Consider the following 24,498-nt stretch of genomic DNA (forward strand, 5'->3'; position numbering starts at 1 on the left):
TGTATTGCAGCTCTGACGGCGTACGTGGTCGTGGCGCTCCCGTGACGAACTTGTCCCATAATGCTTCCTTCAATTCCTGAGAAAAAATCACACCATCAAACCGTGGGATCAAACACCTAAAGACCAGTACAGGCGTGCAGTGTGATCGAGGCGCGCGGAGGCCTTGGATTGAGCCGGTTTTATGGGGTCTTCGGCCCTTGGCCTTTTGCTCGATCCGCGCAAAGTTGCGACCGCAATCCGCGCAGTGGCCATTCGAAGAGAACGGCAAAATGCGCATAGGACTGAAAACCCGCTCCGCGCAATACATTGTAATCTCATGTGCGTCCGCAACGGGCGCGGACGCACCAACCTGGTCTCAGGACAGGTGATGCACCTCCTGCAACCCGTAGACCGGTGTGTCGATGCCATGCATCCGCGCGGCGATCTGCAGGCTCAGGAACTGTGAATAATGCCGTGATTGGTGCAGGTTGCCGCCATGCATCCAGAGATTCGGCACCTGCGTGGGCTTCCACATGTTGCGCTGTTCGCCTTCCCAGGGGCCAGGGTCCTTGGTGGTGTCCGAGCCAAGCCCCCAGCACTTGCCTAGCTGGTCGGCCTTGTCCTGTCCCATCAGGTCCGCGACCCAACCGTTCATGGAATTGTACCCCGTGGCATAGACGATCACATCGGCGTCCAGATGGGTGCCGTCATCGAGGATCACGCCGGTTTCATCCACTTCGACCACCTGTCCGCGCTTGAGCTTGATCTCGCCGTCGATGATCAGCTGGCTGGCACCGATGTCGATGTAATATCCCGATCCGCGGCGCAGGTATTTCATGAACAGACCGCTCTCGTCGTCACCCCAGTCGAGCCAGAAGCCCGCCTTTTCGAGGCCCTCGTAAAACTCTGCATCACGTTTCTTCATCTCGGCATAGGCCGGGATCTGGAACTCGTGCAGGATCGCATAGGGCAGTGAGGCAAAGATCAGGTCGGCCTTTTCCGTCGTGACGCCGTTTGCCACGGCCTCTTCGGAATAAAGCGCCCCAAGCCCCACCTCCATCAGCGTGTCGGAGCGCACGATATGCGTCGAGGAGCGCTGCACCATGGTTACGTCCACGTCATTTTCCCAAAGCGCGGCACAGATGTCATGGGCCGAGTTGTTGGACCCAACCACCACCGCTTTCTTGCCCTTGTAGGCGTCCGGGCCGGGATGCTGGCTGGAATGATGCTGATCGCCCTTGAACTTCTCCATACCGGGGAAATCGGGCATCCGCGCTTTGCCGGACATGCCGGTGGCCATGACCAGTTGTTTGGGGCGCAGCACCACCTCTTCGCCGTCGCGATCCACAACCACCGTCCATTCGCCCGTCGTTTCGTCGAAGCTGGCGGATTTGGCCTCGGTCCGGGTCCAGTAGTTCAGCTCCATCACCTTGGTATACATCTCAAGCCAATCGCCGATCTTGTCCTTGGGGCTGAAGACCGGCCAGTTCTCCGGAAACTTGATGTAAGGCAGATGATCGTACCAGACCGGGTCATGCAGGCAGAGCGACTTGTAGCGCTTGCGCCAGCTGTCGCCGGGACGGTCGTTTTTCTCGACAATGATCGTCGGCACGCCCAGTTGCCGCAGCCGCGCCCCGAGCGCGATGCCGCCCTGTCCCCCGCCGATGATCACGCAATAGGGCTGGGTCGTGTAGCCCAGCTCCGCCTCTTCTTTCGCGCGCTCTTCGGCCCATGTGGTCCGGTTTTTGCCCGCGCCGTGTTTGGCACCGAGCGGGCGATTGAAGCCCTTGGGCTCTTCATGGCCCTTGAATTCGACCATGGTGGTCAGCAGGGTCCAGATCTTGCCCTCCTTCAACCGGATCAGGCCGTAGCCCCGCGCCACCTCGGTTTCAAAGCTGATCCAGGCCGTGGTCACCCCGTCCTCTTCGGTGGGCAATTCGCCCTCCGCCAGCGCCCAGCCGGTCGGTTTGGTTGTCGCAAGCTGGTGTTTGAGCATGTCCGCGACCTGGTCCTTGCCCTCCACCGTCTTGATGTTCCATGTGAAGGTCACGAGATCGCGCCAATAGCAATCGTCGTGGAACATTTCGGTCGCGGCGTCGATATCGCCGCGCTCCAGCGCCGCGCCGAATGTATCCAGAAACGCCTGGGTCTGGTCTGTCAAACTTGTGTCGAGCATTTGGTCCTCCCTTTGATCATTCTTCGGATCACTTGCGGAGCATGCGGGGCCAGCGTCCGTCCGCCTACAGGAAATCGCCTTTCCAGGGCAAAGGGAGGCAGATTTCACCCTCACTTGTTGCGCGCGCAACAAGGCGCAACACGGGGTTTGCGGGACCGGGACGACGTTTCGGGGATGGGGTGGAAAGGTGGACAAGGTCTGCAAAGAGCCCTTGCGAGACACTCAATTCTGTTTTGCCCGGGGGAACCCCGGGCAGCGCCCGACCCTCCCCCCGGGAGGGCGCATTGGCGATGTTTCGCAGCGAACCAATGGCATGAGTGCCGCGCCGGTGTGTATCCCACAAATCTTGCATGCGCCCAACCAGGGTCGGGCGCGGCCCCTAGCTCTTTGCAGTGAACGGCAGCTTCGTACCCCATAACCGACACTGGCAATATCATTCGAACGACACCCGCATTGCGTAAAAACACGGTAAACAGGCGTCAGCTCGGTGTGGTCAAACCGGCTTTGCGCACCCGCCGCAGCACGGTCGAGCGATTGACCCCAAGCCGCCGGGCCACCTGCGACATGTTCCACTCACAAGCTGCAAGCAGCGCTTCGAGATCGGGTTCCGCCCCCGCTTCGGCAGCGCAGGCCGACAGGCGCGGCGGAAGGTCCGTCAGGTCGATCACGCCGCCTTCGGCCAGCGCGACTGCAGCATCGAGCGCATGGGCCAGCTCGCGGATATTGCCGGGCCAGTCCCGCCCGGCCAGTTCGATCCGGGCGGCCGGGGTCAGGCGCATGTCCTCCGGCGCGCGCCGCCGGAATAACCGCTCCAGCAGCCAGTCGAAATCACGGCGCAGGCGCAGGGCAGGGACCGTCAGGACCGCTCCGGACAGTCGAAAGAACAGGTCGCTGCGGATCGGACTGCTGGCGGCATCAAATTGCGGACCGGCTGCGGCGATCACCCGCAAATCGTCCCGCGCGTCCAGCAGCCCAAGCAACGCGCCCTGCGCCTCGGCACTCAGGTCTTCGACGCCGCGCAGGAACAGGGTTCCGGGCACCGCCTCGGCCAGCGCCCGGACCGCATCGGCGGTGAGGCCGGCGCAGCGCAGGGCATGAAAGCTGCGCCCCGAAGCCCCGGACACGTGAATGGCCCGCGCCAGGTATTCCTTTCCGGTTCCGGTTTCGCCAAGGATCGTGACAGGCACCATTGTCCGCGCCAGACGACTGGCGCGCTCGGCCAGTTGCGCCATCGCCGGATCAGGCCCCGCAATACCAGACAGCGCCCCCAGCCCCGCCCGGGCCCGGTCGCGCGACGGCACCGGCGCGGATTGCGGCGCAATCGCGTGACCGAACAGGGCGCGCCCGTCCTTGAGCCGCAGCACGCGCTCTTCCGTGGGCCTGCCGCGCATCAGGTCGGGCAGGTCATCGACAGACACTTCGATCAGGTCTTCGATATGCCGCCCAATCAGGCTGCCGGAGTGATCCGGGGCAAGCTGTTCGGCACCCTTTGTCATGCCGATGATCCGCCCGGATCCATCCAGCGCCACAGCCGCTTCAGGATCGACATCCAGGAATTCCGGCGATGTCGAAAACCGCAGCACCCAGTCGCGGCGGCTGGACGCCATGAGATTTGCCATTTCGACCCGGCGCGCAGAGGCGGTGACCAGCGACAGGGCGAGGTTTTGGCTGGATTTCGGGCTGGGCGAGCGCAAGAGCGAAATGTCGAGCACCGCTGTCAACTGCCCACCCGTGTCATAGATCGGCGCGGCCGTGCAGGACAGCGGCGTATGGGCCAGCCCGAAATGATCGCTCTGGTGGATGGTGATCGCCTCGCCGGTCACGAGACAGGAGCCGACCCCGCATGTGCCCGCGAGGTCTTCGGACCAGTCCGAGCCCAGATAAAGCCCCGCCTGCCGCAACTCATCTTCGAACCTTGGGTCGCCGAAAAAGTCAACGCAGACCCCTTTGGCATCGGCGAGCAGCAACACATAGTTCTGCCCCGCCACCTGCCGGAACAGGGTCTGAAGCCCGGATCGGGCAATTGCAATCAGCCGTTCGGATTGTTCGCGGTGCTCCCGTAACCGGGTCTCGGAGACGATATAGGCCGGGTCGGGCCGGGTCGGGTCCATGCCGTAGCGCTCGACGCAACGCCGCCAGCTGTCGTTGACCAGCCGGTCGCGCCCGGTCTCCTCCCCGTTCAGGACGCGGTCGATCTCGGTGATATGATCCCTGTCCAGCATGCGGCCTCTCCTCCGCGCAACACGCTATACCAGCTCCGTTCAAACACCAAATCGCTCAGGCCGATTGCGCCACCCCCCGCAGTGCTGCGCGATCCCGCCTATGACCTGCATTCCCCGTGTCGGGACAGCATAACACGTAAAAACCGACCCGAGCTTATCCCATCCTCAGATCGACAGTCGTGCCGCCTGTGTTCCGCGTTCGCGATAGGGGGTCGTGTCGTAATGCGACCGGTAGCATTTGGAGAAATGCGACGGCGAGGCAAAGCCACAGGCCAGTGCCACGTTGATCACGCTCATATCGGTCTGCATCAGCAGGTTACGCGCCTTTTGCAGGCGCAGCTCCATGTAATAGCGCTTGGGCGAGCGGTTGAGGTAGCGCCGGAAAAGCCGTTCAAGCTGCCGCGTGGACATGCCCACCTCCTTGGCGAGGATCGACGGGCTGATCGGTTCCTCGATATTGCTTTCCATCATCTGGATCACCAGGCTCAGCTTGGGGTGTCGCACGCCGATGCGGGTGGGGACCGAGAGCCGCTGCGTGTCCTGATCGGTGCGGATCGAGGAATAGATCTGCTGGTCGGCCACCGCATTGGCCAGCTCTTCGCCATGGGCGTTGGCGATCACCTTGAGCATCAGGTCGATCGAGCTGGTGCCGCCGGCGGTGGTCATGCGGTTGCCGTCAATGACAAAGACCGATTTGGTCAGCGTGACCTCGTCGAACTCTTCGGAAAAGCTGTCATGGTTTTCCCAGTGGATCGTCGCCTTTTTCCCGTCCAGCAATCCGGCGCGCGCCAGCGTGTAAGACGCGGTGCACAGCCCCGCCATTTTCACGCCCTTGCGGGCCTCGCGGCGCAGCCAGTTGAGCAGCTTCTTGGTGGTGGCATGCTGGATATCGATCCCGCCGCACAGAATGACGATGTCATCGCGCATCAGCTCGCACAGATCGCTTTCCAGCCGGAACACCGTGCCCGCCGAGCAGGAGCATTCCTCGCCGCCTTCGCCGATGATCATCCATTCATAAAGTGTCTTGCCGGACATGCGATTGGCGATCCGCAGGCAGTCAATCGCCGCCGCGAAAGACAGCAGCGTGAATTTGTCCTGAAGCACGAAAATCGCCCGTTGCGGCTTGGCCGGGGCATCCACTTCGACTTGGGTGGTTTGGGGAAGCATAGTTCGGGCGAACCTTTCAGAAGGTCTCTTATCGACTCGTTGTGTCGTTTGCGACGTATTGGCACAGTTGGCCCGAGCCATCCGGCAAGGTCAAGCAATCTGGTGAAATTCGCGTATGGCCCCCCGGCTTTTCCGCTTGTATAAGCGCTAACACCAAAATCCAAACCACCGGAGTAGAGAGATGAGCGAGTGGCAAAAATCTGACTGGCGCAACAAGCCCCGGGTTCAGATGCCCGATTATACCGACGCGGAGGCCCTGAATGCCGTTGAGGCGCAGCTGGCCAAATATCCGCCGCTCGTCTTTGCGGGCGAGGCGCGCACGCTCAAATCCAAGCTTGCCGCCGCATCGCGGGGCGAGGCGTTCCTGTTGCAGGGCGGCGATTGCGCCGAAAGCTTCGAACAGTTCAGCGCTGATGGCATCCGCGACACGTTCAAGGTGATGCTGCAGATGGCGATGGTCCTGACCTTTGGCGCCAAGGTGCCGGTGGTCAAGGTGGGCCGCATGGCGGGGCAGTTCGCCAAGCCGCGCAGCGCGCCGACCGAGGTCAAGGATGGCGTGGAGCTGCCCAGCTACCGTGGCGACATCATCAATGAGCTGGACTTCACGCCCGAGGCGCGCATCCCCGACCCGCGCAAGATGCTGCAGGCCTACACCCAGGCGGCGGCAACGCTGAACCTGCTGCGGGCGTTCTCAACGGGCGGCTATGCGGATGTGCATCAGGTCCATCAATGGACGCTGGGCTTTACCGAAGGCGAAAAAGCCGCGCGTTACCGCGATATGGCCAACCGGATCAGCGACACGCTTGATTTCATGAAGGCCGCGGGTGTGGACAGCGACAACACCAATGCGCTCCAGACCGTGAGTTTCTACACCAGCCATGAATCGCTGCTGCTGGAATATGAAGAGGCGCTCTGCCGCAAGGATTCGACCTCGGGCAAGTGGCTGGCCGGGTCCGGGCACATGATCTGGATCGGTGACCGCACCCGCCAGCCCGATGGCGCGCATGTGGAATTTGCACGCGGCGTTCTGAACCCGGTGGGGCTGAAATGTGGTCCGACCACCACGGCCGAGGATCTCAAGGTTCTGATGGCAAAGCTGAACCCCGAGAATGAGGCCGGCAAGCTGACTCTGATCGCGCGGTTTGGGGCCGGATCGGTGGGCGAGCATCTGCCGCGTCTGATCAAGGCGGTGCAGGAAGAGGGTGCCAACGTGGTCTGGTGCTGTGACCCGATGCACGGCAACACGATCAAATCGGCCAGCGGTTACAAGACCCGGCCCTTTGACAGCGTGCTGCGCGAAGTGCGCGAGTTCTTCGGGGTGCACAAGGCCGAGGGCACGATCCCCGGCGGTGTGCATTTCGAGATGACCGGCCAGGACGTGACCGAATGCACCGGCGGCGTGCGCGCCGTGACAGACGAGGACCTGTCGGATCGCTACCACACCGCCTGCGACCCGCGTCTGAACGCCTCGCAATCGCTGGAACTGGCTTTCCTTGTGGCCGAGGAACTGACCGCCGCGCGCGAAGACGGCAAAGGCAGCGTTGCGGTCTGATCTTTCGCACAGCGTTGAAATGCAAAGCCCCCGCCGGTGACGGCGGGGGCTTTTCGTAGGGAATGGCCCCGAAGAATGTGATCGATGCTGAGAATGCCATGCGCGCGCGAATGTCGGAATCGAGCCCAGGATGCCAGCCCACCAATCGATGTGCCCACGCCCGCCAGCATCCATGAACCCGATTTCTTTAAAAGAAATCGGTCCGGAAACTTTAAAAGTTTCCGGCGCATTGGTCCGCTCCGTCCCGCCCAGCAGGCATGCGTTTCCAATCCGCCCATCACTCCAAACACGTGACGGCGCCAGCCAGTTATTTCACAGCCGTTCATCAGCTGCCGCGCCGTGATTTCGGGTTCTGATACCGGTTTCAGGTCCTCCCCGAACCGGTTTCAGGACGCGGCATCACGCGATCCCTTGCAAACCTGCCTTCGACGGACACGTCACGGAGGGAGAGTTTCCATGGCAAGCGCAAGACGGGTTGTGCAGGCGGGCATAGCCGCAATGGCAATCGGGCTGACGGGGTGGGGCGGCTTTGAGCTGTTCCGTCCTGCATATGAGGGCGGCGCGGGGATCGCTTATGGCGCGGCCCATGCGCCATTGCGCGGCACCGATGTAGAGTTCCACATCTGGTATCCGGCAGAGCCCGGCGGCAAGCGTGTGCGCGTGGGTGGCAATGGCGTGTTCCATGGCACACCCGCCGGGCGTCGCGCGCCGCATCGCGCGGGGCGGTTCCCGGCCATCGTGATCTCGCACGGGGCAGGGGGGAATGCCGGACAATTCGGCTGGATCGCTGAGAAACTGGCCGAGGCCGGGTTTGTCGTGCTGCTGCCCAACCATCCGGGCACGACCACCGGCAATGCCTCGGCCCAAGCTGCGGTGCGGGTCTGGGAGCGTCCCGGGGATGTGACTGCAGTCCTGGATGAGGTGACCGGCCATCCCGACCGGTATCCCTTTGTCGATCCCGACCGCATGGCCGCGCTTGGCTTTTCCGCAGGGGGGTATACCGCCATGGCGCTGTCGGGCGCGCGGGGGGACCCGGACCGGCTGCAACGCTTTTGCGATGCGGGCGATCACGGCATGTCGGATTGCGCCTTTCTCGCGCAATTCGGGATTGACCTGCACAAGATGGATCTGAGCCCCGCCGGGCAGGACCTGCGCGATCCCAGGTTCAGCACGGCGGTCATTGTCGATCCGGGTATCGTCAGCACGCTGACGCAGGACAGCCTGTCCGAAATTGCCGTCCCGATGATGGTGGCCAATCTGGGTGATGAGAACCTTGTCCCGCAGGGGGTCTATACGCGGCAGGCAGCTGAGCAGATTCCGGGGGCGGACTATGTGGTGATCCCGGATGCGACGCATTTCAGCTTTCTGGCGGAATGCACACCCAAGGGCGCGGCGATCCTGAAGGATGAAGGCGAGCCCGACCCGCTCTGCGACGATGCGGGCGGACGGTCCCGTGCGGCGATCCTCGCAGAACTGGCACAGCGGATCCTGGCCTTTTTCAACGATCACCTTTGACCGGGTGCACCGGCAAACGAAAAGCCCCGCTCCGATAGCGGAGCGGGGCTTTTGAAAGTCTCGCGGCGGGTGTTACTGCCCGGCGGGCTTGCCCTGAGCAGCAGGGGCGCCGGGTGCTTTCTTGGCGCCCGAGTTCAGCGGGTCGTCCTGACGCTGTACGGAGCCTTCGAAATGCGCACCGGATTCGATGGCGATGGTCTTGTGGATGATGTCACCCTCGACCCGAGCGGTCGCGGTCAGGCGGACCTTGAGCCCACGCACACGGCCCACGATACGGCCATTGACCACCACGTCATCGGCCACAACTTCACCCTTGATGGTTGCAGTCTCGCCAATGGTGAGCAGGTGGGCGCGGATGTCCCCCTCGACCGTGCCTTCGACCTGAATGTCGCCGGTGGTCTTCATGTTGCCAACCACGTGCAGGTCCGCCGACAGCACCGATGCGGGCGGCTTGGCCTTGGGGGCGGAGGCCTTGAATTCGTTCGGCGACGGGGTGGGTCTGGCTTCGGGCGCGGGGGCTGCGGGTTTTGCAGCGTCATCGGCGCGCGGGCCGGGCTCGTTTATCTTGCTCTTAGAAAACATCGTTTGCAGCCTTGATATATATCATTGGATTGACGGCTTTGCCGCCGACACGGACTTCGTAGTGCAGATGTGTGCCGGTGGAGCGTCCTGTGTTCCCCATATCACCGATGCGTTCCCCGCGCGAGACCCTTTGGCCCTTCTTCACGCGGATTTTCGACATATGGGCATAGCGGGTTTCGATGCCGAACTCATGCTGGATCTTGACCAGCTTGCCATAGCCGGACAGCCAAGCGGCATGCACCACCACACCATCAGCGGTTGAATAAATCGGCGTGCCATGAGGCGCGGCAAAATCGGTGCCCTTGTGCATCCGGCCCCAGCGGTAGCCAAAGCCCGAGGTAAAGCGGAAGCTGTCCTTGAGCGGCACGGCAAAGGGCGCTTTCTGCGCGGCGATGCGATACATGTTCAACCGGTCCATCTGGTTCAGGATGCGGTTGGCGCGTTGGGCCTCTTCGGTCAGCTCGCCACCCTTGGTGGAAAAGCTGAGCGGCGTCAGCGGGCCGCCCTGACCGGAATAGCCTTGCTGCACTTTCTTGAGCAGCGTGTCGGGGTTCATGCCAGCTGCCTGAAACATCTTGTCGAGCGGCTTGACCGAAATGGTCATCGCCTCTTCGAGCTGGCGGAAAATGGCGTCATTCTTTTCTTCCATCAGGCGCAGCTCGGTCGACATGGCGTCGGCGGCGATCAGCGCCTCCTGCGCGTCGGCAACGACCTGATCGCGTTCCTTGGCGGTGCGTTCCAGCGCGGCGGCCAGAAGATCGACGGTCTCGCTGTCGGCACCGGATGTCTGGCCGGGCAGGGTGCCGCCCTCTTCGATGGCGCTGCGCAGCTCGGCCAATTGCGTCGCGTTCGATTTCTTCTCGCGCATCACGTCGCGCAGCGTGGCCTGTATCACCTCGATCCCGGTTTCCAGCTCGCGGCGCCGGGTTTCCGAGGTCAGCAGTTCAGACTGCATGACCGAAATGCTTGCCAGCGCCGAATTGAACCGTTCCTGCGCGGCCAGCGCTTCCGAGGCGCGCGCGTCGCGTTCCCGGCTCAGCTCATTGAGCCGTTCCATATAGGTTTGCTGTTCGCGTTTGGCCTGTTCGCGGAAATTGCCCGCGCTGATGCTGTCCATGAGCAGGATCGCAGTGGCGATGATGGTCCACGCAACGATCGCAGCGCTGCCGGTAAAGGCAATAAGCTGTGTGCCCGGCTTGAGCCGGATGAACCGCGTATCGGTATCAGATCTCAGAAAGAGTCGCCGTTCAGGAAAATGACGTTCCAACAGCGCATGGAGTTTTATTGCCAGCCGTGTTCTCACCGCAGCCGTTCCTTTTCCCGTCCCAATCGTTGGTGCTTGGCTCCCCAACACCAGCCCCTCGGGTCAGTGCTTAACCAGAGCTTTACAAATGCGCAAGTTTAGATGGGTTCCGATTCGGCGCCGGATTGCCGGTTGTGGCAAACTGGCAAAAAACCGCCGATCTGGAAGGGGTTGCGCGGTGGCCCGCCCGTCGGTTCCGCGACCTCGCGCCGCAGGTCAGGTCGGGATCTGGTCGGCCAGGGGCCAGTAGAAATCCGGCGGAAGCCCGGCTTCGGCGCGTTTTTCCTCGTTGAAGGGCGGTTTGAGCGGGCCCTTGAAATATTTTGTGACCAGCTCGTGGAACACGTCCTTGGGGTCCAGATCATGCCGCCCGCACAGGAAATGGAACCATTTGGAGCCATAGGCCACATGGCCGACCTCTTCGGCATAGATCACGTCAAGCGCTTCAACCGCTTGGGTCGCCTTCGCGGCGCGGAAAATGTCGATCATGCCGGGGGTGACATCCAGCCCGCGCGCCTCCAGCACCATGGGCACCACGGCGAGGCGGCCAAGGATGTCCCCGGCCGTGTCTTCGGCGGCGCGCCACATACCGGCATGGGCGGGCAGCGCGCCGTAATGGCTGCCCAGCGCTTCAAGACAGTCGCATATCAGGTTGAAATGCTTGGATTCTTCATCCGCGGCTTTGACCCAGTCATCGTAGAAACCGGGCGGCATGGGGATGTCGGTAAAGCGCGCGATGATATCCCAGTGCAGATCAACCGCGTTCAGCTCGATATGCGCGACCGCGTGCAACAGCGCAATGCGCCCCGCCGGGCTGCCCGGTTTGCGCTTGGGCACGTCGCGCGGCGAAAGAAGCTCGGGGCGCTCCGGTCTGGACGGGCGCAGCGGCGGATTGGCCGATCCCACGGGGATGGGCTGGCCTGCCGCGCGGGCGTCGAACCAAGCCTTGGCATGAGCATGGCTGAGCGCGGTCTTGGCGCGCCCGTCTGCCGTGGTCAGCACTTCGGTTGCCATCTCTGCCAGAGTTTTCATTGATTGCGCTCCCGTGCTGCGTCCCGCCTTTGACCGGGGCGGTATCAGAGCGCCTTGACCGCGTCCAATACCTCTTCGGCGTGACCGGGCACTTTCACCTTGCGCCATTCGCGCGCAACGCGGCCTTCGCCGTCGATCAGAAAGGTCGACCGCTCGATCCCCATAAAGGTCTTGCCGTACATCTTCTTTTCCTTCCACACGCCAAAGGCGGCGGCGATCTGGCTGTCCTCATCCGACAGAAGCGGTACGGTCAGATCATGCTTGGCCACGAACTTGTCATGGCTGGCCACGCTGTCGGCAGAGATACCAAACACCTGCGCGCCCGCCGCCTCGAACTCGGACTTGAGCCCGGAAAATGCAATGGCCTCCTTGGTGCAGCCCGAGGTCAGGTCGCGCGGATAGAAAAACAACACCACTTTCGAGGGGTGCAGATCGGCCAGGTTAACGGTCTCGCCACCATCGCGCGGCAGGGCAAACTCCGGCGCGTTGTCGCCGGTTTGAATGAATGTGTCTGTCATGTGATGCGGTTTCCCTTGGTTGGAGGTTATAGACGTCATATTAGGACGGGGCAGGCAAGAGAAAAGCCGGGAGGCCACCCCCTCAGGTGACAACAGACGAAACAGAGCGCAAAGCGGAGCCGGATGCGCCGCGCCGCCGACGCCCGATGAGGCGCATCGGCCTTTGGGTCGTGCTCAGCTTTGCGCTTGTTGGGGCGGTGCTGACCTTTCTGGCATGGTCCTTTGTCGGACGGCCGGTTTCTGCGCCGGACTGGCTGCGCACAGAGATCTACGACCGGCTGGACCGGCAATTCCCCGGCATGGAAGTGCGGTTTTCAGACGTCAGCTTTTTCGTCGATACCGATCTGCGGCCCGACATAACCCTGTCCAACGTTGAGGTGACCGACCGGCAGAGCAACCGCGTGTTGTTCGAACTGGCCCGGGCCGAGCTCAAGATCGCGCGGCGCTCTTTGTTCGAAGGTCAGGTGCTGCCCCGGTCGCTGTCGGTGTCGGGGGTGTTCCTGCAATTGCGCCGTGCCCGCGACGGCAGTTTCGACTTTGCGCTTGGGGGCGGGCTGGACGGGGCTCAGATGGACATGGCCGGGGTCATTGCCGAACTGGACCGGATTGCATTGTCGCCTCGTCTGGCCGCGCTGGACCGGGTCGAGATCAACGCGGTCACACTGGACTATCAGGATGTGCGCTCGGGCGAGGCCTGGGTCGTGGATGGCGGGCGGCTGGACCTTGCGCGCGAGGCGCAATCGCTGCGGTTGCGCGGGGATTTCGCGCTGCTCAGCGGGCGCAGCTATGCGGCCACGCTTGAGGTCAACGCCCAAAGCCCCGTCGGGTCGCCTGAGCTGAATTTCGGGGTCAACGTGTCCGACGTGGCTTCGGGCGATATTGCCAGCCAATCCCCGGCGCTGGCCTGGCTGGGGGTGTTACGTGCGCCGATCTCGGGGGCTCTGCGCGCGTCCTTTGATGAAAACGGCGCGCTGGGACCGCTCAGCGCGACATTGGAAATCGGCACCGGCGTGGTGCAGCCGACCGATGCCTCGCGCCCGATCCCGTTCTCCTCGGCCAAGACCTACCTGACCTATGACCCCACGCGCACGACGCTGACGTTTGATGAGATCACCGTGGTCAGCGACTGGGTACGCGCCACGGGCGAGGGCAAGGCACGGTTGGAGGATCTTGAGGACGGATTGCCTAAGGCGCTTCTAGGGCAGCTCCGGCTGACCGGGATCAGCGCCAATCCCGACGGCATCTATGCCACGCCGCGCGCCATTGATCATGCGTCGGTTGATTTCCACCTCGGGCTCGAACCCTTTGTGCTGCGCATCGGGCAGTTGACCCTGCAGGATGACAGTGATCCGGTGCACCTGTCTGGACGGGTGACGGCGAACCGTGATGGTTGGGGCATCTCCTTCATGGCGCATATGGACGAGATCCTGCCTGCGCGGTTGTTGGGCTACTGGCCGGAAGAGTTGAAGCCGGGCACGCGGCGCTGGATCGAGGAGAACGTGTTTGACGGTGTCATGCACAATGTCTCGGTGGCGCTTACGGGCGCACCGGGGGAACGGCCCGCGTTTTACCTCGGCGCGGAACTGGACGGGGCCGAGGTGCGCTTCATGCGGACCATGCCCCATATCACCGGCGGCAAGGGCGTATTGCAGCTTGAAAACAACCGGCTGGTGGTGAGCATCGACGCCGGTACGGTCGCCACCGAGGGGCGCGGCAATGTGGATGTGGCGGGCAGCGTTTTTACCATCCCCGATGTGCGCGTGCGCGAAGGCCCGGCACGGATCGATTTGCAGGCCAGCGGGCCGATCCCGGCGGCACTCTGGTTGCTCAATCAAGACCCGCTCAATGCCATGGACAAGGCCGGGCGCAGCGTTGATCTGGCCGAGGGGCGGATGCGGGGCCGCGCGCAGATTGACCTGTTTCTCAAGAAAAAGCTGACCCCGGACGAGGTGCGCTATGCCACCAGCGGCACGCTGATCGACGTGACCAGCGACCAGCTTGTGCCGGACAAGCTGTTGCAGGCGGCGGAGCTGAGCTTTGCCGCCGATAATGACAGCCTCAAGGTCTTTGGCCCCGGTGCGCTGGAAGGAGTACCGTTTGACGGATCGTGGCAAACCGCGCTTGGTGAGGCCGCGCGCGAGGGGCGGGGCGGACGCGTCGAGGCGGATGTGCGTATTTCCAACGAATTCCTCGATGCCTTTGACATCACGCTGCCGCCCGGGTCGGTCAACGGGGCGGGCACGGGCAAGCTGGCGCTGGATCTGGTCAAGGGGCAGGCACCGACATTCACGCTGACCTCTGATCTTTCGGGGCTGGGCCTGCGGCTTGATGCGCTTGGCTGGTCCATGAGCCAGGGCGCCACCGGTCAGCTTGAGATCGACGGCACGCTGAGCACCCCGGCCAGCATCGAGCGGCTGTCGCTCAGGGCCCCGGGGCTGAGCCTTGCGGGCACGCTGTCCCTGCGTGACGGTGGCGGGCTGGACCAGTTGCGCATTGATCGCCTGATCGCCGGGGACTGGCTGGACGCGCCGGTCCTGCTCACCGGGCGCGGCGAAGGGGCGGCACCGGGGGTGGCGATCACCGGCGGCACGATCGACCTGCGCCGTGCGCCGTTCTCCACCACAGACAGCAGCGCCGCGCGGGACACCGGCGGCGGGCCGCTGTCGCTTGCGCCCGACCGGTTGCAGATTTCCGATGGCATCGCGCTCACCTCGTTTCGCGGCGATTTCAGCACCGGTGGCGGGCTGAACGGTGGGTTCACCGCGCGGCTCAACGGCGGCACGGAGCTGGACGGCAAGGTCGAGCCCACCCGGCGCGGCAGCCGCTTCGTGATCCGGTCCTCCAAGGCGGGTGGCATCCTGCGCGATGCGGGGCTGCTGCAGAATGTCTATGGGGGTCGCCTGACGCTGCGGCTCAATCCGACCGGTGCGCCGGGCACATTTGATGGCACGCTGGGCATCGACAAAACCTCGATCCGCAACGCGTCGGTCATGGCCGAATTGCTCAGCGCCATTTCGGTTGTCGGGCTGCTGGAACAGCTGTCGGGGCAAGGGATCGGCTTTTCCGAGGTCGAGGCCGAGTTCCGTCTGAGCCCGAAACAGGTGATCCTCAAACGCTCCAGCGCGGTCGGCCCGTCGCTGGGGATTTCCATGGATGGCTATTACGACATGGAGAGCGAAAGTCTGGATATGCAGGGCGTGGTGTCGCCCCTGTATATGGTGAATTTCGTGGGTCAGCTTGTGTCGCGCCGTGGCGAGGGGCTGGTCGGGTTCAATTTCACCATGCGCGGCAAGGTCGACAATCCGCGCATCGGGGTCAATCCGCTCTCGGCCTTGACACCGGGCATCTTCCGCGAGATTTTCCGCCGCCCGCCACCCAAGGTATCGCAGTAACTCATGCATCTCGACGATTTCGATTTCGATCTGCCGCAAGAGCGGATCGCCACCCGCCCTGCGCGTCCGCGCTCCTCTGCCCGGCTTTTGGTGGCCCAGGGCGACGCAATCCACGACGCGCATGTCTTCGATCTGCCGGGTTGGCTGCGCCCCGGCGACCGGCTTGTGCTCAATGACACCAAGGTGATCCCGGCGCGTCTGTCAGGATCGCGTCGGCGCGAGGGGGCGCAGGGCGTGAGCGAGGCGCGCATTTCGGTCACGCTTTTGGAGCCGCAGGCCGATGGCACATGGTCGGCGCTGGTCAAGCCACTGAAAAAGGTGACCGAAGGCGAGGTGATCACGTTCTCCGATGATCTTTCCGCCACGCTAGAGGCCAAGGCGGAGGGGCAGGGGCGGCTGCGATTCAATCTCACGGGTGATGATTTCGACGCCGCGCTGGCCGAGGCCGGGGCCATGCCCCTGCCACCCTATATCGAGGCGCTGCGCCCCGCCGACGAACAGGACCGCGAGGATTACCAGACGGTCTGGGCGAAAAACAAAGGCGCGGTCGCCGCGCCCACCGCGTCACTGCATTTCGATGAACCGCTATTGGAGGCGCTCAAAGCGCGCGGCGTGGGCTTTACCCATGTGACGCTGCATGTGGGCGCGGGGACCTTTTTGCCGGTCAAGGTGGACGACATCACCACCCACAAGATGCATGCCGAATGGGGAGAGGTCAGCGAAACCGGTGCCGCCGAGATCGCCGCCACCAAATCCGCGGGCGGGCGCGTCATCCCCGTGGGCACCACCGCCCTGCGCCTTATCGAGACGGCGGCGCGCGACAGTGGGGCCATTCGCCCGTGGGAAGGCGAGACCGATATTTTCATCTATCCCGGTTTCGACTTCCGTGTCGCGGACGCGCTGATGACCAATTTCCACCTGCCGAAATCGACCCTGATGATGCTGGTCTCGGCGCTGATGGGCCGGGACCGCATCCTGCGGATATATGAACACGCCGTCGCCCGCGAATACCGGTTCTTTTCCTATGGCGACGCTTCGCTGTTGATCCCGTGAGGCGGGTTGTGTCACGGCTGGGATAACCCGCCCTGAGTCGTTTTCAGGCCAGACCGGGCCGCTCCTGCTGTGGCAGGCAGAAAGAAACCGGAAGGAGCAGGGCGATGCTGCAAGTGATTTCAAGCGCATGGGCGCTGCTGCTGGGCATGATGCTGCTCATGGTGGGCAACGGTCTGCAAGGCACGCTGCTGGGTGTGCGCGGTGAGATCGAGGGGTTTTCCACCTTCGAGATGTCTCTGGTCATGTCGGCCTATTTCGTGGGCTTCCTCGGCGGTTCGCGGCTTGCGCCCGAGATGATCCGCCGGGTCGGCCATGTGCGGGTCTTTGCGGCGCTGGCGTCTTTCATTTCTGCCGTGCTGATCCTCTATCCCTTTGCCACCCATCCCGTGGCCTGGATCATTGGCCGCGTCATCATCGGGTTCAGCTTTTCCGGTGTGTATGTGACGGCGGAAAGCTGGCTCAACAACGCCGCCACGAATGAGACGCGCGGCCAGACCCTGTCGGCCTATATGATCGTGCAGATGGCCGGTGTGGTCGCGGCGCAGGCGCTTCTGCTGGTAGCCGATCCCTCCGGCTATGAGCTGTTTGTCATCATCTCGGTGCTGGTCTCGATTTCCTTTGCACCGATCCTTCTGTCCATTTCGCCCACACCGGCCTTTGACACGACCAAGCCGCTGAGCCTGCGGCAGCTCTATGGCATTTCACCGCTGGGCTGTGTCGGCATGTTCCTCCTGGGCGGCGTCTTCTCGGCCCAGTTCGGCATGGCGGCGGTCTATGGCGCAGAGGCGGGGCTGTCGCTGGGGCAGATTTCGCTCTTTGTCGCGTCCTTCTATATTGGCGCGCTGGTGCTGCAATATCCGCTGGGCTGGCTGTCGGACCGGATGGACAGGCGGCTTTTGATCCTCGTGGCCTCGGCGGTCTGTGGCGGTGGCGCGGTGATTGGCGCCGGGATGGGCGGGATCTTTGCGGCGCTTCTTGTCGCCGCCTTCCTCGTGGGCGGCATGTCGAACCCGCTGTATTCGTTGCTCATTGCACATACCAACGACTTCCTTGACCCCGATGATATGGCAGCTGCCTCCGGCGGGCTGATTTTCATCAACGGGCTGGGGGCCATTGCAGGCCCGCTGCTGACCGGTTGGGCGATGGGGTTTTTCGGGCCTCCGGGCTTCTTCCTCTATATCGGCGGGCTGATGTTCCTGATGGTCGCATATGCCGCCTATCGCTCTACGGTGCGTGCCTCGACACCGGTGGACGAGACCATGAGCTACGCGCCGGTCTCGCCGACGGCGTCACTCGTATCGGTTGAGTTTGCGCAGGAATATGCAGCTGCAGAGGCTGAAGCAGAGGCCGAAAACGCTGAAAATGCGGCGTAATATTACATATTTTGTCGTAAAACGTGACATTAACAAATGTGAATATTTGTTAAGCTGTTCGTACCGGGGGGCAAAAAGGAGAGCCTTATGAGTGCACCGGAAGAGATTTTGGCGTTTTGGCTGGACGAGGTTGGTCCCGCCGGTTGGTATGACAGTTCCGACGCTCTGGATGCGGAGATCACCTCCCGTTTCGAACCGGTCTGGCAAGGCGCGATGGAGGGGCGGCACGCGTTGTGGCTGACCTATCCCACCGGCGCGCTGGCCTATATCATCCTGATGGATCAGTTCCCCCGCAACATGTTCCGCGGCACGGCCAGGGCCTTTGCCTCGGACAAGGCGGGGCTTGCGGCAGCCAAGAGCGCGATTGCCAAAGGCTGGGACATGAAGATCGACCCGCCCGCGCGGCAGTTCTTCTATATGCCGCTGATGCATTCGGAGAACCTGTGTGATCAGGAACGCTGCGTGCGGCTGATGCATGAGCGCATGCCGACCGGCAATACCAATCTGCTGCATGCCCGCGTACATCGCGAGATCATCCGCAAGTTTGGTCGTTTCCCTTATCGCAACGAAGCGCTGGACCGCCGCGAGACCGGGCCGGAGGCGGAATTCATCGCCAATGGCGGCTATCGCGAAACGTTGCAGGAACTTCAGGCGGCAAGCTGATCACGATTGAAGCCGGGGCAGGGCTGGGCTAGCGTTCTTTCCAAAAGGGGAGGACCGCATGGCTGAACAAAGCTTTGACATGATCGTGATCGGTGCCGGGCCGGGCGGCTATGTCGCCGCGATCCGGGGGGCGCAGCTTGGGCTCAAGGTCGCGATTGTCGAACGCGAACATATGGGCGGGATTTGCCTGAACTGGGGCTGTATCCCGACCAAGGCGATACTGCGCTCGTCCGAAGTCTTTCACCTGATGAACCATGCCAAGGAGTATGGGCTGAAGGCCGAAGCCATCAGCTACGACCTAGACGCCGTGGTCAAACGCTCGCGCGGGGTGGCGAAACAGCTCAATTCCGGCATTGGCCATCTGATGAAGAAAAACAAGGTCACGACCTTCATGGGCGAGGCCACGCTGCCCGCCAAGGGCAAGGTCAGCGTCAAGACCGACACCGGGACCGAGACCCTCGCCGCGAAAAACATCGTGCTGGCCACCGGCGCGCGGGCCCGCGAATTGCCGGGGCTGGAAGCCGATGGCGATCTGGTCTGGACCTATAAACACGCGCTGGTGCCGGGGCGGATGCCGAAAAAGCTGTTGGTCATCGGCTCGGGCGCGATCGGTATCGAATTTGCCAGTTTCTACAACACTTTGGGGGCGGATACGACCGTGGTCGAGGTGATGGACCGCATCCTGCCCGTGGAAGATGCCGAGATCAGCAGCTTTGCCAAAAAGGCGTTCGAGAAACAGGGCATGACCATCCGCGAAAAGACCATGGTCAAGCAGTTGGACCGGGGCAAAGGCAAGGTCACCGCCCATATCGAACAGAACGGCAAGGTCACCAAGGAAGAGTTCGACACGGTGATCTCCGCCGTGGGCATTGTCGGCAATACCGAAGGGCTGGGGCTGCAGGAACTGGGCGTGAAGGTCGAGAAAACCCATGTGGTGGTGGACTCGCATTGCCGCACGGGGGTGGACGGGCTTTATGCGATTGGCGATTTGGCGGGAGCGCCCTGGCTGGCGCACAAAGCCTCGCATGAGGGCGTGATGGTGGCCGAACTGATTGCCGGTGGCCATCCGCACGCGGTCGATCCCGACGCCATTGCGGGCTGCACCTATTGTCATCCGCAGATTGCCAGCGTCGGCCTGACCGAGGCACAGGCGAAAGAGCAGGGCTATGACATCAAGGTGGGCCGCTTCCCGTTCATCGGCAATGGCAAGGCGATTGCGCTGGGGGAGCCCGAGGGGCTGGTGAAAACCATCTTTGACGCGAAAACCGGCGCGCTTCTGGGGGCGCATATGGTCGGTGCGGAAGTGACCGAGATGATCCAGGGCTATGTCATCAGCCGCACGCTGGAGACCACCGAGGCGGAGCTGATGAACACGGTGTTCCCGCATCCGACGCTGAGCGAGATGATGCATGAAAGCGTGCTGGATGCCTTTGACCGGGTGATCCATATGTGAGCGGCGTGTGGCGGGACCGGGAATTGCGCCGGCTGTGCCGTCGCCCGGGTTGGGGGGCTCTGCCCCCCGCGCTGCGCGCTCCCCCCGAGGTATTTTCAGACAGAAGAAGATGGGGCGGGTCGCCAGAGCCTTGACGCGGGATCAAAGCACGCGGGCGAGGAAGGCCTTGGTGCGCGGCTCGCGCGGGTTTGAGAACAGCGCCTCGGGCGGCGCTTGCTCCAGGATGCGGCCCGCGTCGAGGAAGCAGACCTTGTCGGCCAGTTCGCGGGCAAAGCCCATCTCGTGGGTGGCCAAGACCATGGTCATGCCTTCCGCGCGCAGGTCGCGCAGCACATCGAGCACCTCGCCCACAAGCTCGGGGTCCAGCGCGCTGGTGATCTCGTCAAACAGCATGATTTCGGGCTGCATCGCCAGCGCCCGGATGATCGCCACGCGCTGTTGCTGCCCACCCGACAGCTGGTCGGGGTAGTGCTCCATCCGGTCGCCCAGACCGAACCGGGTGAACAGCGCCTCGACCCTCGGGCGCAGCGCGTCGCGGGTCTGTCCCTTGACCCGGCGCGGGGCGAGCATGACGTTTTCCGCGGCGGTCATATGCGGAAAGAGATTGTAGCTTTGAAACACGATGCCGATTTTCTGGCGCACGGGCTGCCGGTTCAGACCCGGTTCGGAAATATCCACACCGTCGAGCCAGATCGACCCGTCATCAATCGGCTCGAGCAGGTTCATGCAGCGCAGGAGCGTGGACTTGCCCGATCCGGACGCGCCGATCAGGCAGACCATTTCGCCTTCCGCCACCTCAAGGTCGATGCCCTTGCAGACCTCGTGATCGCCAAAGCGTTTGCGCACCCCGCGCAAGGAGAGTTTCGCGCTCATCGCCGCGCCTTGTTCTGTTTGTTCATCAGGTAATCCGCATAGCGCGTGGCCGGGATGGTCAGCGCCAGAAAGATCAGCGCCGCCCCGACATAGGGCGTGAAATTGGCATAGAGCGATTTGTAGACGCCGGCCTGGCGGAACACCTCGACCGGGCCGATGAAGGACAACAGCGCCACGTCCTTTTGCAGCGCGATGAAGAGGTTCATATTCGCGGGCACCACATTGCGGATGGCCTGCGGCAGCACGACGTAGCGCATGGTATCGCGGTCGCTCAGCCCAAGCGAGGCGGCGGCGGAGCGCTGTGACTGGTGGATCGAGTCGATGCCGGAGCGGATCACCTCGGCCACGTAAGCCGAATAGACCAGCACCAGCGCCAGCGTGCCCCAGATATAGGGGCTGTTCCACGGGCGGGGCAGGCCCAGACCGGGCACGCCAAACCCGATGATATAGATCACCAGAACCACCGGCAGGCCGCGAAAGATGTCGGTATAGGCAATCCCGAAGAGCCGCAGCGGAAACAGCGCCGGCGCGCGCGCGTCGCGGCACAGCGCAATGGCAAGACCGGTGAGCGCGATGAGCGGCGCAGACCAGGCAAAGATCATCACGTTGAGCACAAAGGCGTCCAGCAGCCCGGGGAAGGTCGCTGCAAAGACCCGGCCGTTGAAAAACGATTTTTGCACCGCCTCCCAACCGGGGGCCAGCGGGACAAGCACGAAGATCGCGACAATGACGCTCAGCGTCGAGATCAGCGCGATGCGGTTCGCGCGGCGTCTTACCCCGGCCTCGTAAAGCGCGCGCCGGGTGGGCGCGGTGGAGGACGCCGCCGCGCGGTCTTGCGATGAGGCATCCGCCATTTATTTGATAACCGGAACGCCCGTGGCCTCGGCCAGCCAGGTGGCCTCGATCGCGGCCAGTTCTCCGCTCTCGGTCAGGTCCGTGATGGCCGCGTCCACACATTCCTTGAGCGGGTTGCCTTCTTCCATCAACAGGCCGAAATGGTCAGGGCTTTCGGACTGTTCAGCCGGGAACTGCCCAAGAAGCGCACCGCCCTCGACAACCACTGCTGACAGGTAGAGCGCAGTGGGCAGGTCATAGAGCGCGGCGTCGATCTGGCCTGCCATGATGGCGGCGTTCACATCGGCATTGTCATTATAGAGCAGCGGGTCGCTCTCTGGCTGGATCACGCCTGTCAGCATGGAGTAGGACGTGTGGGAGCCGACAACGCCCCATTGCAGGCTTTTCAGGCTGTCGAGCGTGGCATTGGCCCCCGCATCCATCACCGCCTGCGTGGTCAGAACCGCCATGGCCGAGGTGTAATAGGGCATGCTGAAATCGACCATTTCATCGCGCTCGGGCGTGATCGAATATTGCTGGATGTTGAAATCGAAATTCTTGGCACCGGGTTGGATGGCTTCGTCAAAGCTGGTGCGCACCCAAGTCACTGCATCGGCGTCAAACCCCATCTTGTCGGCAATGGCATAGGCCACGGCGGCCTCGAACCCTTCGCCGCTTTCGGGCGCGTCATTCATCACCCATGGGTAATAGGCCGGGTTGCCGGTGGCGATGGTCAGCGTGCCGTCGGTCAGCGTCTTGCCTGCCGCGCAGGCCGCGTGCCCGGCAGCAAGCGCAGTGGTGCCCGACACGGCCAGGGCCAGTGCAGTACTCGCAAGCAGTTTCATCCAAACGTCTCCCTGTGTTTTTGATTGCGTAAAGGTTCTTACGCGCAGGAGCGTTTGTCCAGTGCAGAGACGCGCCTCAGCCCTGCCAGCGGCTGTCCAGCTTTTCCAACTCGGCAATGCGTTCCGCCGTCTTGGGGTGGCTCATGAGCCAGGCAGGCACTGCGCCCGCGCGTTTTTCGGTCAGCGCGTCAAGCTTGTGAAACAGGCTGATCTGCGGGGCCACACCGATGCCCGCCTTGGTCAGGAGTGCGGCGGCATAGGCGTCGGCCTCGTATTCATCGCCGCGTGACAGCCGCGCCGCCAACAGCGATGTCAGCGTATTGGCGATCCACACGCCCACACCGGGCAGGAAGCGGCTCAGCACCATGGCCAGCGCCGTGCGCAGCGCGTTCTGTCCGGAAAAGTCGATCATCCGCCGCCGCGAATGGCCCAGCGCCACGTGCCCCAGCTCATGCGCAATCACGCTGGCCAGTTCTTCGCCCGTGACTTCGCCATTCTGGAACTTGCGGTAAAAGCCGCGGGTGATGAAGATCCGCCCATCGGGTGCGGCCAGCCCGTTTACCGGGTCGATCTCGTAGATATGCACGCGAATGCGCGGCAGATCGAGCGCGGACGCCATGCGGTCGGTCAGCGCCTTGAGCCGTGGATCGGCCAGTTCGGTCGAACGTGCATCCAGCTCGCGCGAGGTGCGCCACACCGAGAAGCGGTACATGACGAGCGCGTAGAGGATGGCCAGAAGGATGGGCGTGAATTTGATCATGTCTCAGATATGGGCGGTGCGCGGCCGGGGACAAGCGTAAAGCAGGTTCAAAACGGCGGAATCGCCGCTGGTCCCGAGATATTGTGACAGGTGCCGGGAATGATCCCGGTGCGACGGCATTCGTCGATCAGCCAATCCTCGGTGCGTTTGCATTCGCCATACCAGGCGCGCTCAAGAATACCGCCGCCCACATTGGCGCAATCGCAATTGATCGCCTTGCAATGCTGCGGCTCCCAAAGTGGCGCAAGCGTGTCGAAGATATCCTTGCAGAAGGTGCCCAGCGGTCCGATCTTCTTGCACAGTGCCACCAGCGCGTCGCCATAGGTGCCCCTGTCCCACGGACCGCGTCGGAAATCGCGCATCATCTCGTCGCGGATCTTTTCATAGGCGGCGGTGTCGAACTCGCCGGTTTCCATCGCCTCGGTCACAAGGTCGATGGCCGCCGAGGAGCGGTCGAACTGCCGCCCGGTCCAGCGGATCTGGTCGCGGGCAAAAGGCAGGGCGGGGCTGAATGGGGCGATGCTGTCGGGCAGCATCGACAGGAAACGGTCCTGCGCCTTGCGGGTGGCGGCGTCGGTCATGCGGTCGCCCGCTTCGCGGTCCTTGGCGAACTGGGCGGCGGCAAGGATCCCGTTGAGGATCAGCCCCACCGTGCCCTCGCCGGTATTGGCCAGCTTGGCGGCCATGTCCTGAAACGTGGGCAGCCCAAAGGCCTTGGCGCGTTCATCGTGTTTCTTGATCGCGTCGCCCAGTTTGATCAGCGCGTTCACATCGGTGAGCGTGGGCCGCATGGTGCGGGTCATCGCGCGCAACAGCGGGGTCATCGCCTCGCCGTAAGCTTCCGGGTCGGAAAAAGTGTTTCGGTCGGCCACGCGGCTCAGAAAGGTCTGGAACGCGTCGTCATTGGCCAGCGCCAGCGATTGCTGTGACAGCAGTTCCACCGCCAGCGCGGCTCCCTCGGCCCGCGACCGGCTGGCCGCTTTGGCCATGTCTGCCATCGCCTTGGCGCGCGCCTCATCCGTCGTGGCCATACTCAGCCGAAGCCCCGCCGCGCGATACTCGTGGTTAAAGGCCTGCGCGGATAGCGGCAGGAAGAACAGGGCAGCCAGACTGAGGATGATGAGGCGGGGCATGGGCAGTCTCCGGATGGGCGCAGTGTAACGCGGATCGCGGTTTTCGCAAAACAAGGCTGTGACCCGTGACGCG

Annotated in this window: 19 protein-coding genes; 7 read left to right on the top strand and 12 right to left on the bottom strand. The window is 63.1% G+C overall.

The annotated features are described in order from the left end of the window. Nucleotides 1-355 precede the first annotated feature (355 nt). The 3 genes from PGB28_RS10405 to PGB28_RS10415 all read right to left on the bottom strand — a co-directional run bounded on the left by PGB28_RS10405 (nt 356) and on the right by PGB28_RS10415 (nt 5,544). The gene (locus tag PGB28_RS10405) at nt 356-2,155 is read right to left on the bottom strand and encodes an NAD(P)/FAD-dependent oxidoreductase (RefSeq protein ID WP_271421455.1); all 1,800 of its coding nucleotides are present in this window, start codon (nt 2,153-2,155) and stop codon (nt 356-358) included. Between the two features lie 479 nt (nt 2,156-2,634). Continuing rightward, nucleotides 2,635-4,377, bottom strand: a complete 1,743-nt coding sequence (locus tag PGB28_RS10410; RefSeq protein WP_271421456.1) for a sigma-54-dependent Fis family transcriptional regulator — start codon at nt 4,375-4,377, stop codon at nt 2,635-2,637. 165 nt (nt 4,378-4,542) lie between these two features. Then, nucleotides 4,543-5,544 (bottom strand): GlxA family transcriptional regulator, encoded by a 1,002-nt coding sequence (locus PGB28_RS10415; protein WP_271421457.1) that lies wholly within the window; start codon nt 5,542-5,544, stop codon nt 4,543-4,545. Between the two features lie 181 nt (nt 5,545-5,725). Here PGB28_RS10415 and PGB28_RS10420 point away from each other — a divergent pair, with 181 nt between their 5' ends. Together PGB28_RS10420 and PGB28_RS10425 are read left to right on the top strand one after the other, a co-directional pair. Further along, nucleotides 5,726-7,096: a class II 3-deoxy-7-phosphoheptulonate synthase gene (locus PGB28_RS10420; protein ID WP_271421458.1), complete on the top strand. Its 1,371-nt coding sequence runs from the start codon at nt 5,726-5,728 to the stop codon at nt 7,094-7,096. 456 nt (nt 7,097-7,552) lie between these two features. Beyond that, on the top strand, nt 7,553-8,611 hold the full coding sequence (locus PGB28_RS10425) for an alpha/beta hydrolase family protein (protein ID WP_271421459.1): 1,059 nt from the start codon (nt 7,553-7,555) through the stop codon (nt 8,609-8,611). A gap of 72 nt (nt 8,612-8,683) precedes the next feature. On the opposite strand, the gene PGB28_RS10430 is transcribed toward PGB28_RS10425, so the two are convergent. From PGB28_RS10430 to bcp, 4 genes are all read right to left on the bottom strand, one after another. After that, a complete protein-coding gene (locus PGB28_RS10430) occupies nt 8,684-9,193 on the bottom strand; it encodes a bactofilin family protein (protein WP_271421460.1) in 510 nt (169 codons plus the stop codon). Next, nucleotides 9,183-10,496 carry a M23 family metallopeptidase gene (locus PGB28_RS10435; protein ID WP_271421461.1) on the bottom strand — a complete coding sequence of 438 codons (1,314 nt, stop codon included), beginning with the start codon at nt 10,494-10,496 and terminating at the stop codon, nt 9,183-9,185. The genes PGB28_RS10430 and PGB28_RS10435 overlap by 11 nt, the downstream gene beginning before the upstream one ends. Before the next feature lie 216 nt (nt 10,497-10,712). Beyond that, nucleotides 10,713-11,528, bottom strand: a complete 816-nt coding sequence (locus tag PGB28_RS10440; RefSeq protein WP_271421462.1) for a ferritin-like domain-containing protein — start codon at nt 11,526-11,528, stop codon at nt 10,713-10,715. 44 nt (nt 11,529-11,572) lie between these two features. Further along, the gene (bcp, locus tag PGB28_RS10445; protein ID WP_271421463.1) at nt 11,573-12,046 is read right to left on the bottom strand and encodes a thioredoxin-dependent thiol peroxidase; all 474 of its coding nucleotides are present in this window, start codon (nt 12,044-12,046) and stop codon (nt 11,573-11,575) included. A gap of 86 nt (nt 12,047-12,132) precedes the next feature. Here bcp and PGB28_RS10450 point away from each other — a divergent pair, with 86 nt between their 5' ends. The 5 genes from PGB28_RS10450 (at nt 12,133) to lpdA (ending at nt 19,980) form a co-directional block, all read left to right on the top strand. Further along, nucleotides 12,133-15,438, top strand: coding sequence for a YhdP family protein (locus PGB28_RS10450; protein WP_271421464.1), 3,306 nt, complete (start codon nt 12,133-12,135; stop codon nt 15,436-15,438). Nucleotides 15,439-15,441: 3 nt separating this feature from the next. Next, nucleotides 15,442-16,491: a tRNA preQ1(34) S-adenosylmethionine ribosyltransferase-isomerase QueA gene (queA, locus tag PGB28_RS10455; RefSeq protein ID WP_271421465.1), complete on the top strand. Its 1,050-nt coding sequence runs from the start codon at nt 15,442-15,444 to the stop codon at nt 16,489-16,491. Between the two features lie 104 nt (nt 16,492-16,595). After that, the gene (locus tag PGB28_RS10460; protein ID WP_271421466.1) at nt 16,596-17,864 is read left to right on the top strand and encodes an MFS transporter; all 1,269 of its coding nucleotides are present in this window, start codon (nt 16,596-16,598) and stop codon (nt 17,862-17,864) included. Between the two features lie 87 nt (nt 17,865-17,951). Beyond that, the gene (locus tag PGB28_RS10465; protein ID WP_271421467.1) at nt 17,952-18,527 is read left to right on the top strand and encodes a DUF924 family protein; all 576 of its coding nucleotides are present in this window, start codon (nt 17,952-17,954) and stop codon (nt 18,525-18,527) included. Nucleotides 18,528-18,585: 58 nt separating this feature from the next. Next, nucleotides 18,586-19,980: a dihydrolipoyl dehydrogenase gene (gene lpdA, locus PGB28_RS10470; RefSeq protein WP_271421468.1), complete on the top strand. Its 1,395-nt coding sequence runs from the start codon at nt 18,586-18,588 to the stop codon at nt 19,978-19,980. Nucleotides 19,981-20,121: 141 nt separating this feature from the next. On the opposite strand, the gene PGB28_RS10475 is transcribed toward lpdA, so the two are convergent. The 5 genes from PGB28_RS10475 to PGB28_RS10495 all read right to left on the bottom strand — a co-directional run bounded on the left by PGB28_RS10475 (nt 20,122) and on the right by PGB28_RS10495 (nt 24,425). Continuing rightward, the gene (locus tag PGB28_RS10475) at nt 20,122-20,853 is read right to left on the bottom strand and encodes an amino acid ABC transporter ATP-binding protein (RefSeq protein WP_271421469.1); all 732 of its coding nucleotides are present in this window, start codon (nt 20,851-20,853) and stop codon (nt 20,122-20,124) included. Continuing rightward, on the bottom strand, nt 20,850-21,707 hold the full coding sequence (locus PGB28_RS10480) for an amino acid ABC transporter permease (protein WP_271421470.1): 858 nt from the start codon (nt 21,705-21,707) through the stop codon (nt 20,850-20,852). Before PGB28_RS10480 ends, PGB28_RS10475 begins: the two co-directional genes overlap by 4 nt. Continuing rightward, nucleotides 21,708-22,532 carry an ABC transporter substrate-binding protein gene (locus PGB28_RS10485; protein ID WP_271421471.1) on the bottom strand — a complete coding sequence of 275 codons (825 nt, stop codon included), beginning with the start codon at nt 22,530-22,532 and terminating at the stop codon, nt 21,708-21,710. It lies immediately after the preceding gene. Between the two features lie 76 nt (nt 22,533-22,608). Next, a complete protein-coding gene (locus PGB28_RS10490) occupies nt 22,609-23,292 on the bottom strand; it encodes a M48 family metalloprotease (protein ID WP_271421472.1) in 684 nt (227 codons plus the stop codon). 47 nt (nt 23,293-23,339) lie between these two features. Beyond that, nucleotides 23,340-24,425 carry a hypothetical protein gene (locus PGB28_RS10495; RefSeq protein ID WP_271421473.1) on the bottom strand — a complete coding sequence of 362 codons (1,086 nt, stop codon included), beginning with the start codon at nt 24,423-24,425 and terminating at the stop codon, nt 23,340-23,342. Nucleotides 24,426-24,498 lie beyond the last annotated feature (73 nt).

Origin of the sequence: Primorskyibacter aestuariivivens (assembly GCF_028023675.1) — a bacterium.
GTDB classification, from domain to species: Bacteria; Pseudomonadota; Alphaproteobacteria; order Rhodobacterales; family Rhodobacteraceae; genus Marinovum; species Marinovum aestuariivivens.

Bases quoted from the DNA above. Each gene is read 5' to 3' on its own strand.
- PGB28_RS10405 (WP_271421455.1), bottom strand. From the start codon at position 2,155: ATGCTCGACACAAGTTTGACAGACCAGACCCAGGCGTTTCTGGATACA.
- PGB28_RS10410 (WP_271421456.1), bottom strand. From the start codon at position 4,377: ATGCTGGACAGGGATCATATCACCGAGATCGACCGCGTCCTGAACGGG.
- PGB28_RS10415 (WP_271421457.1), bottom strand. From the start codon at position 5,544: ATGCTTCCCCAAACCACCCAAGTCGAAGTGGATGCCCCGGCCAAGCCG.
- PGB28_RS10420 (WP_271421458.1), top strand. From the start codon at position 5,726: ATGAGCGAGTGGCAAAAATCTGACTGGCGCAACAAGCCCCGGGTTCAG.
- PGB28_RS10425 (WP_271421459.1), top strand. From the start codon at position 7,553: ATGGCAAGCGCAAGACGGGTTGTGCAGGCGGGCATAGCCGCAATGGCA.
- PGB28_RS10430 (WP_271421460.1), bottom strand. From the start codon at position 9,193: ATGTTTTCTAAGAGCAAGATAAACGAGCCCGGCCCGCGCGCCGATGAC.
- PGB28_RS10440 (WP_271421462.1), bottom strand. From the start codon at position 11,528: ATGAAAACTCTGGCAGAGATGGCAACCGAAGTGCTGACCACGGCAGAC.
- bcp (WP_271421463.1), bottom strand. From the start codon at position 12,046: ATGACAGACACATTCATTCAAACCGGCGACAACGCGCCGGAGTTTGCC.
- queA (WP_271421465.1), top strand. From the start codon at position 15,442: ATGCATCTCGACGATTTCGATTTCGATCTGCCGCAAGAGCGGATCGCC.
- PGB28_RS10460 (WP_271421466.1), top strand. From the start codon at position 16,596: ATGCTGCAAGTGATTTCAAGCGCATGGGCGCTGCTGCTGGGCATGATG.
- PGB28_RS10465 (WP_271421467.1), top strand. From the start codon at position 17,952: ATGAGTGCACCGGAAGAGATTTTGGCGTTTTGGCTGGACGAGGTTGGT.
- lpdA (WP_271421468.1), top strand. From the start codon at position 18,586: ATGGCTGAACAAAGCTTTGACATGATCGTGATCGGTGCCGGGCCGGGC.
- PGB28_RS10475 (WP_271421469.1), bottom strand. From the start codon at position 20,853: ATGAGCGCGAAACTCTCCTTGCGCGGGGTGCGCAAACGCTTTGGCGAT.
- PGB28_RS10480 (WP_271421470.1), bottom strand. From the start codon at position 21,707: ATGGCGGATGCCTCATCGCAAGACCGCGCGGCGGCGTCCTCCACCGCG.
- PGB28_RS10485 (WP_271421471.1), bottom strand. From the start codon at position 22,532: ATGAAACTGCTTGCGAGTACTGCACTGGCCCTGGCCGTGTCGGGCACC.
- PGB28_RS10490 (WP_271421472.1), bottom strand. From the start codon at position 23,292: ATGATCAAATTCACGCCCATCCTTCTGGCCATCCTCTACGCGCTCGTC.
- PGB28_RS10495 (WP_271421473.1), bottom strand. From the start codon at position 24,425: ATGCCCCGCCTCATCATCCTCAGTCTGGCTGCCCTGTTCTTCCTGCCG.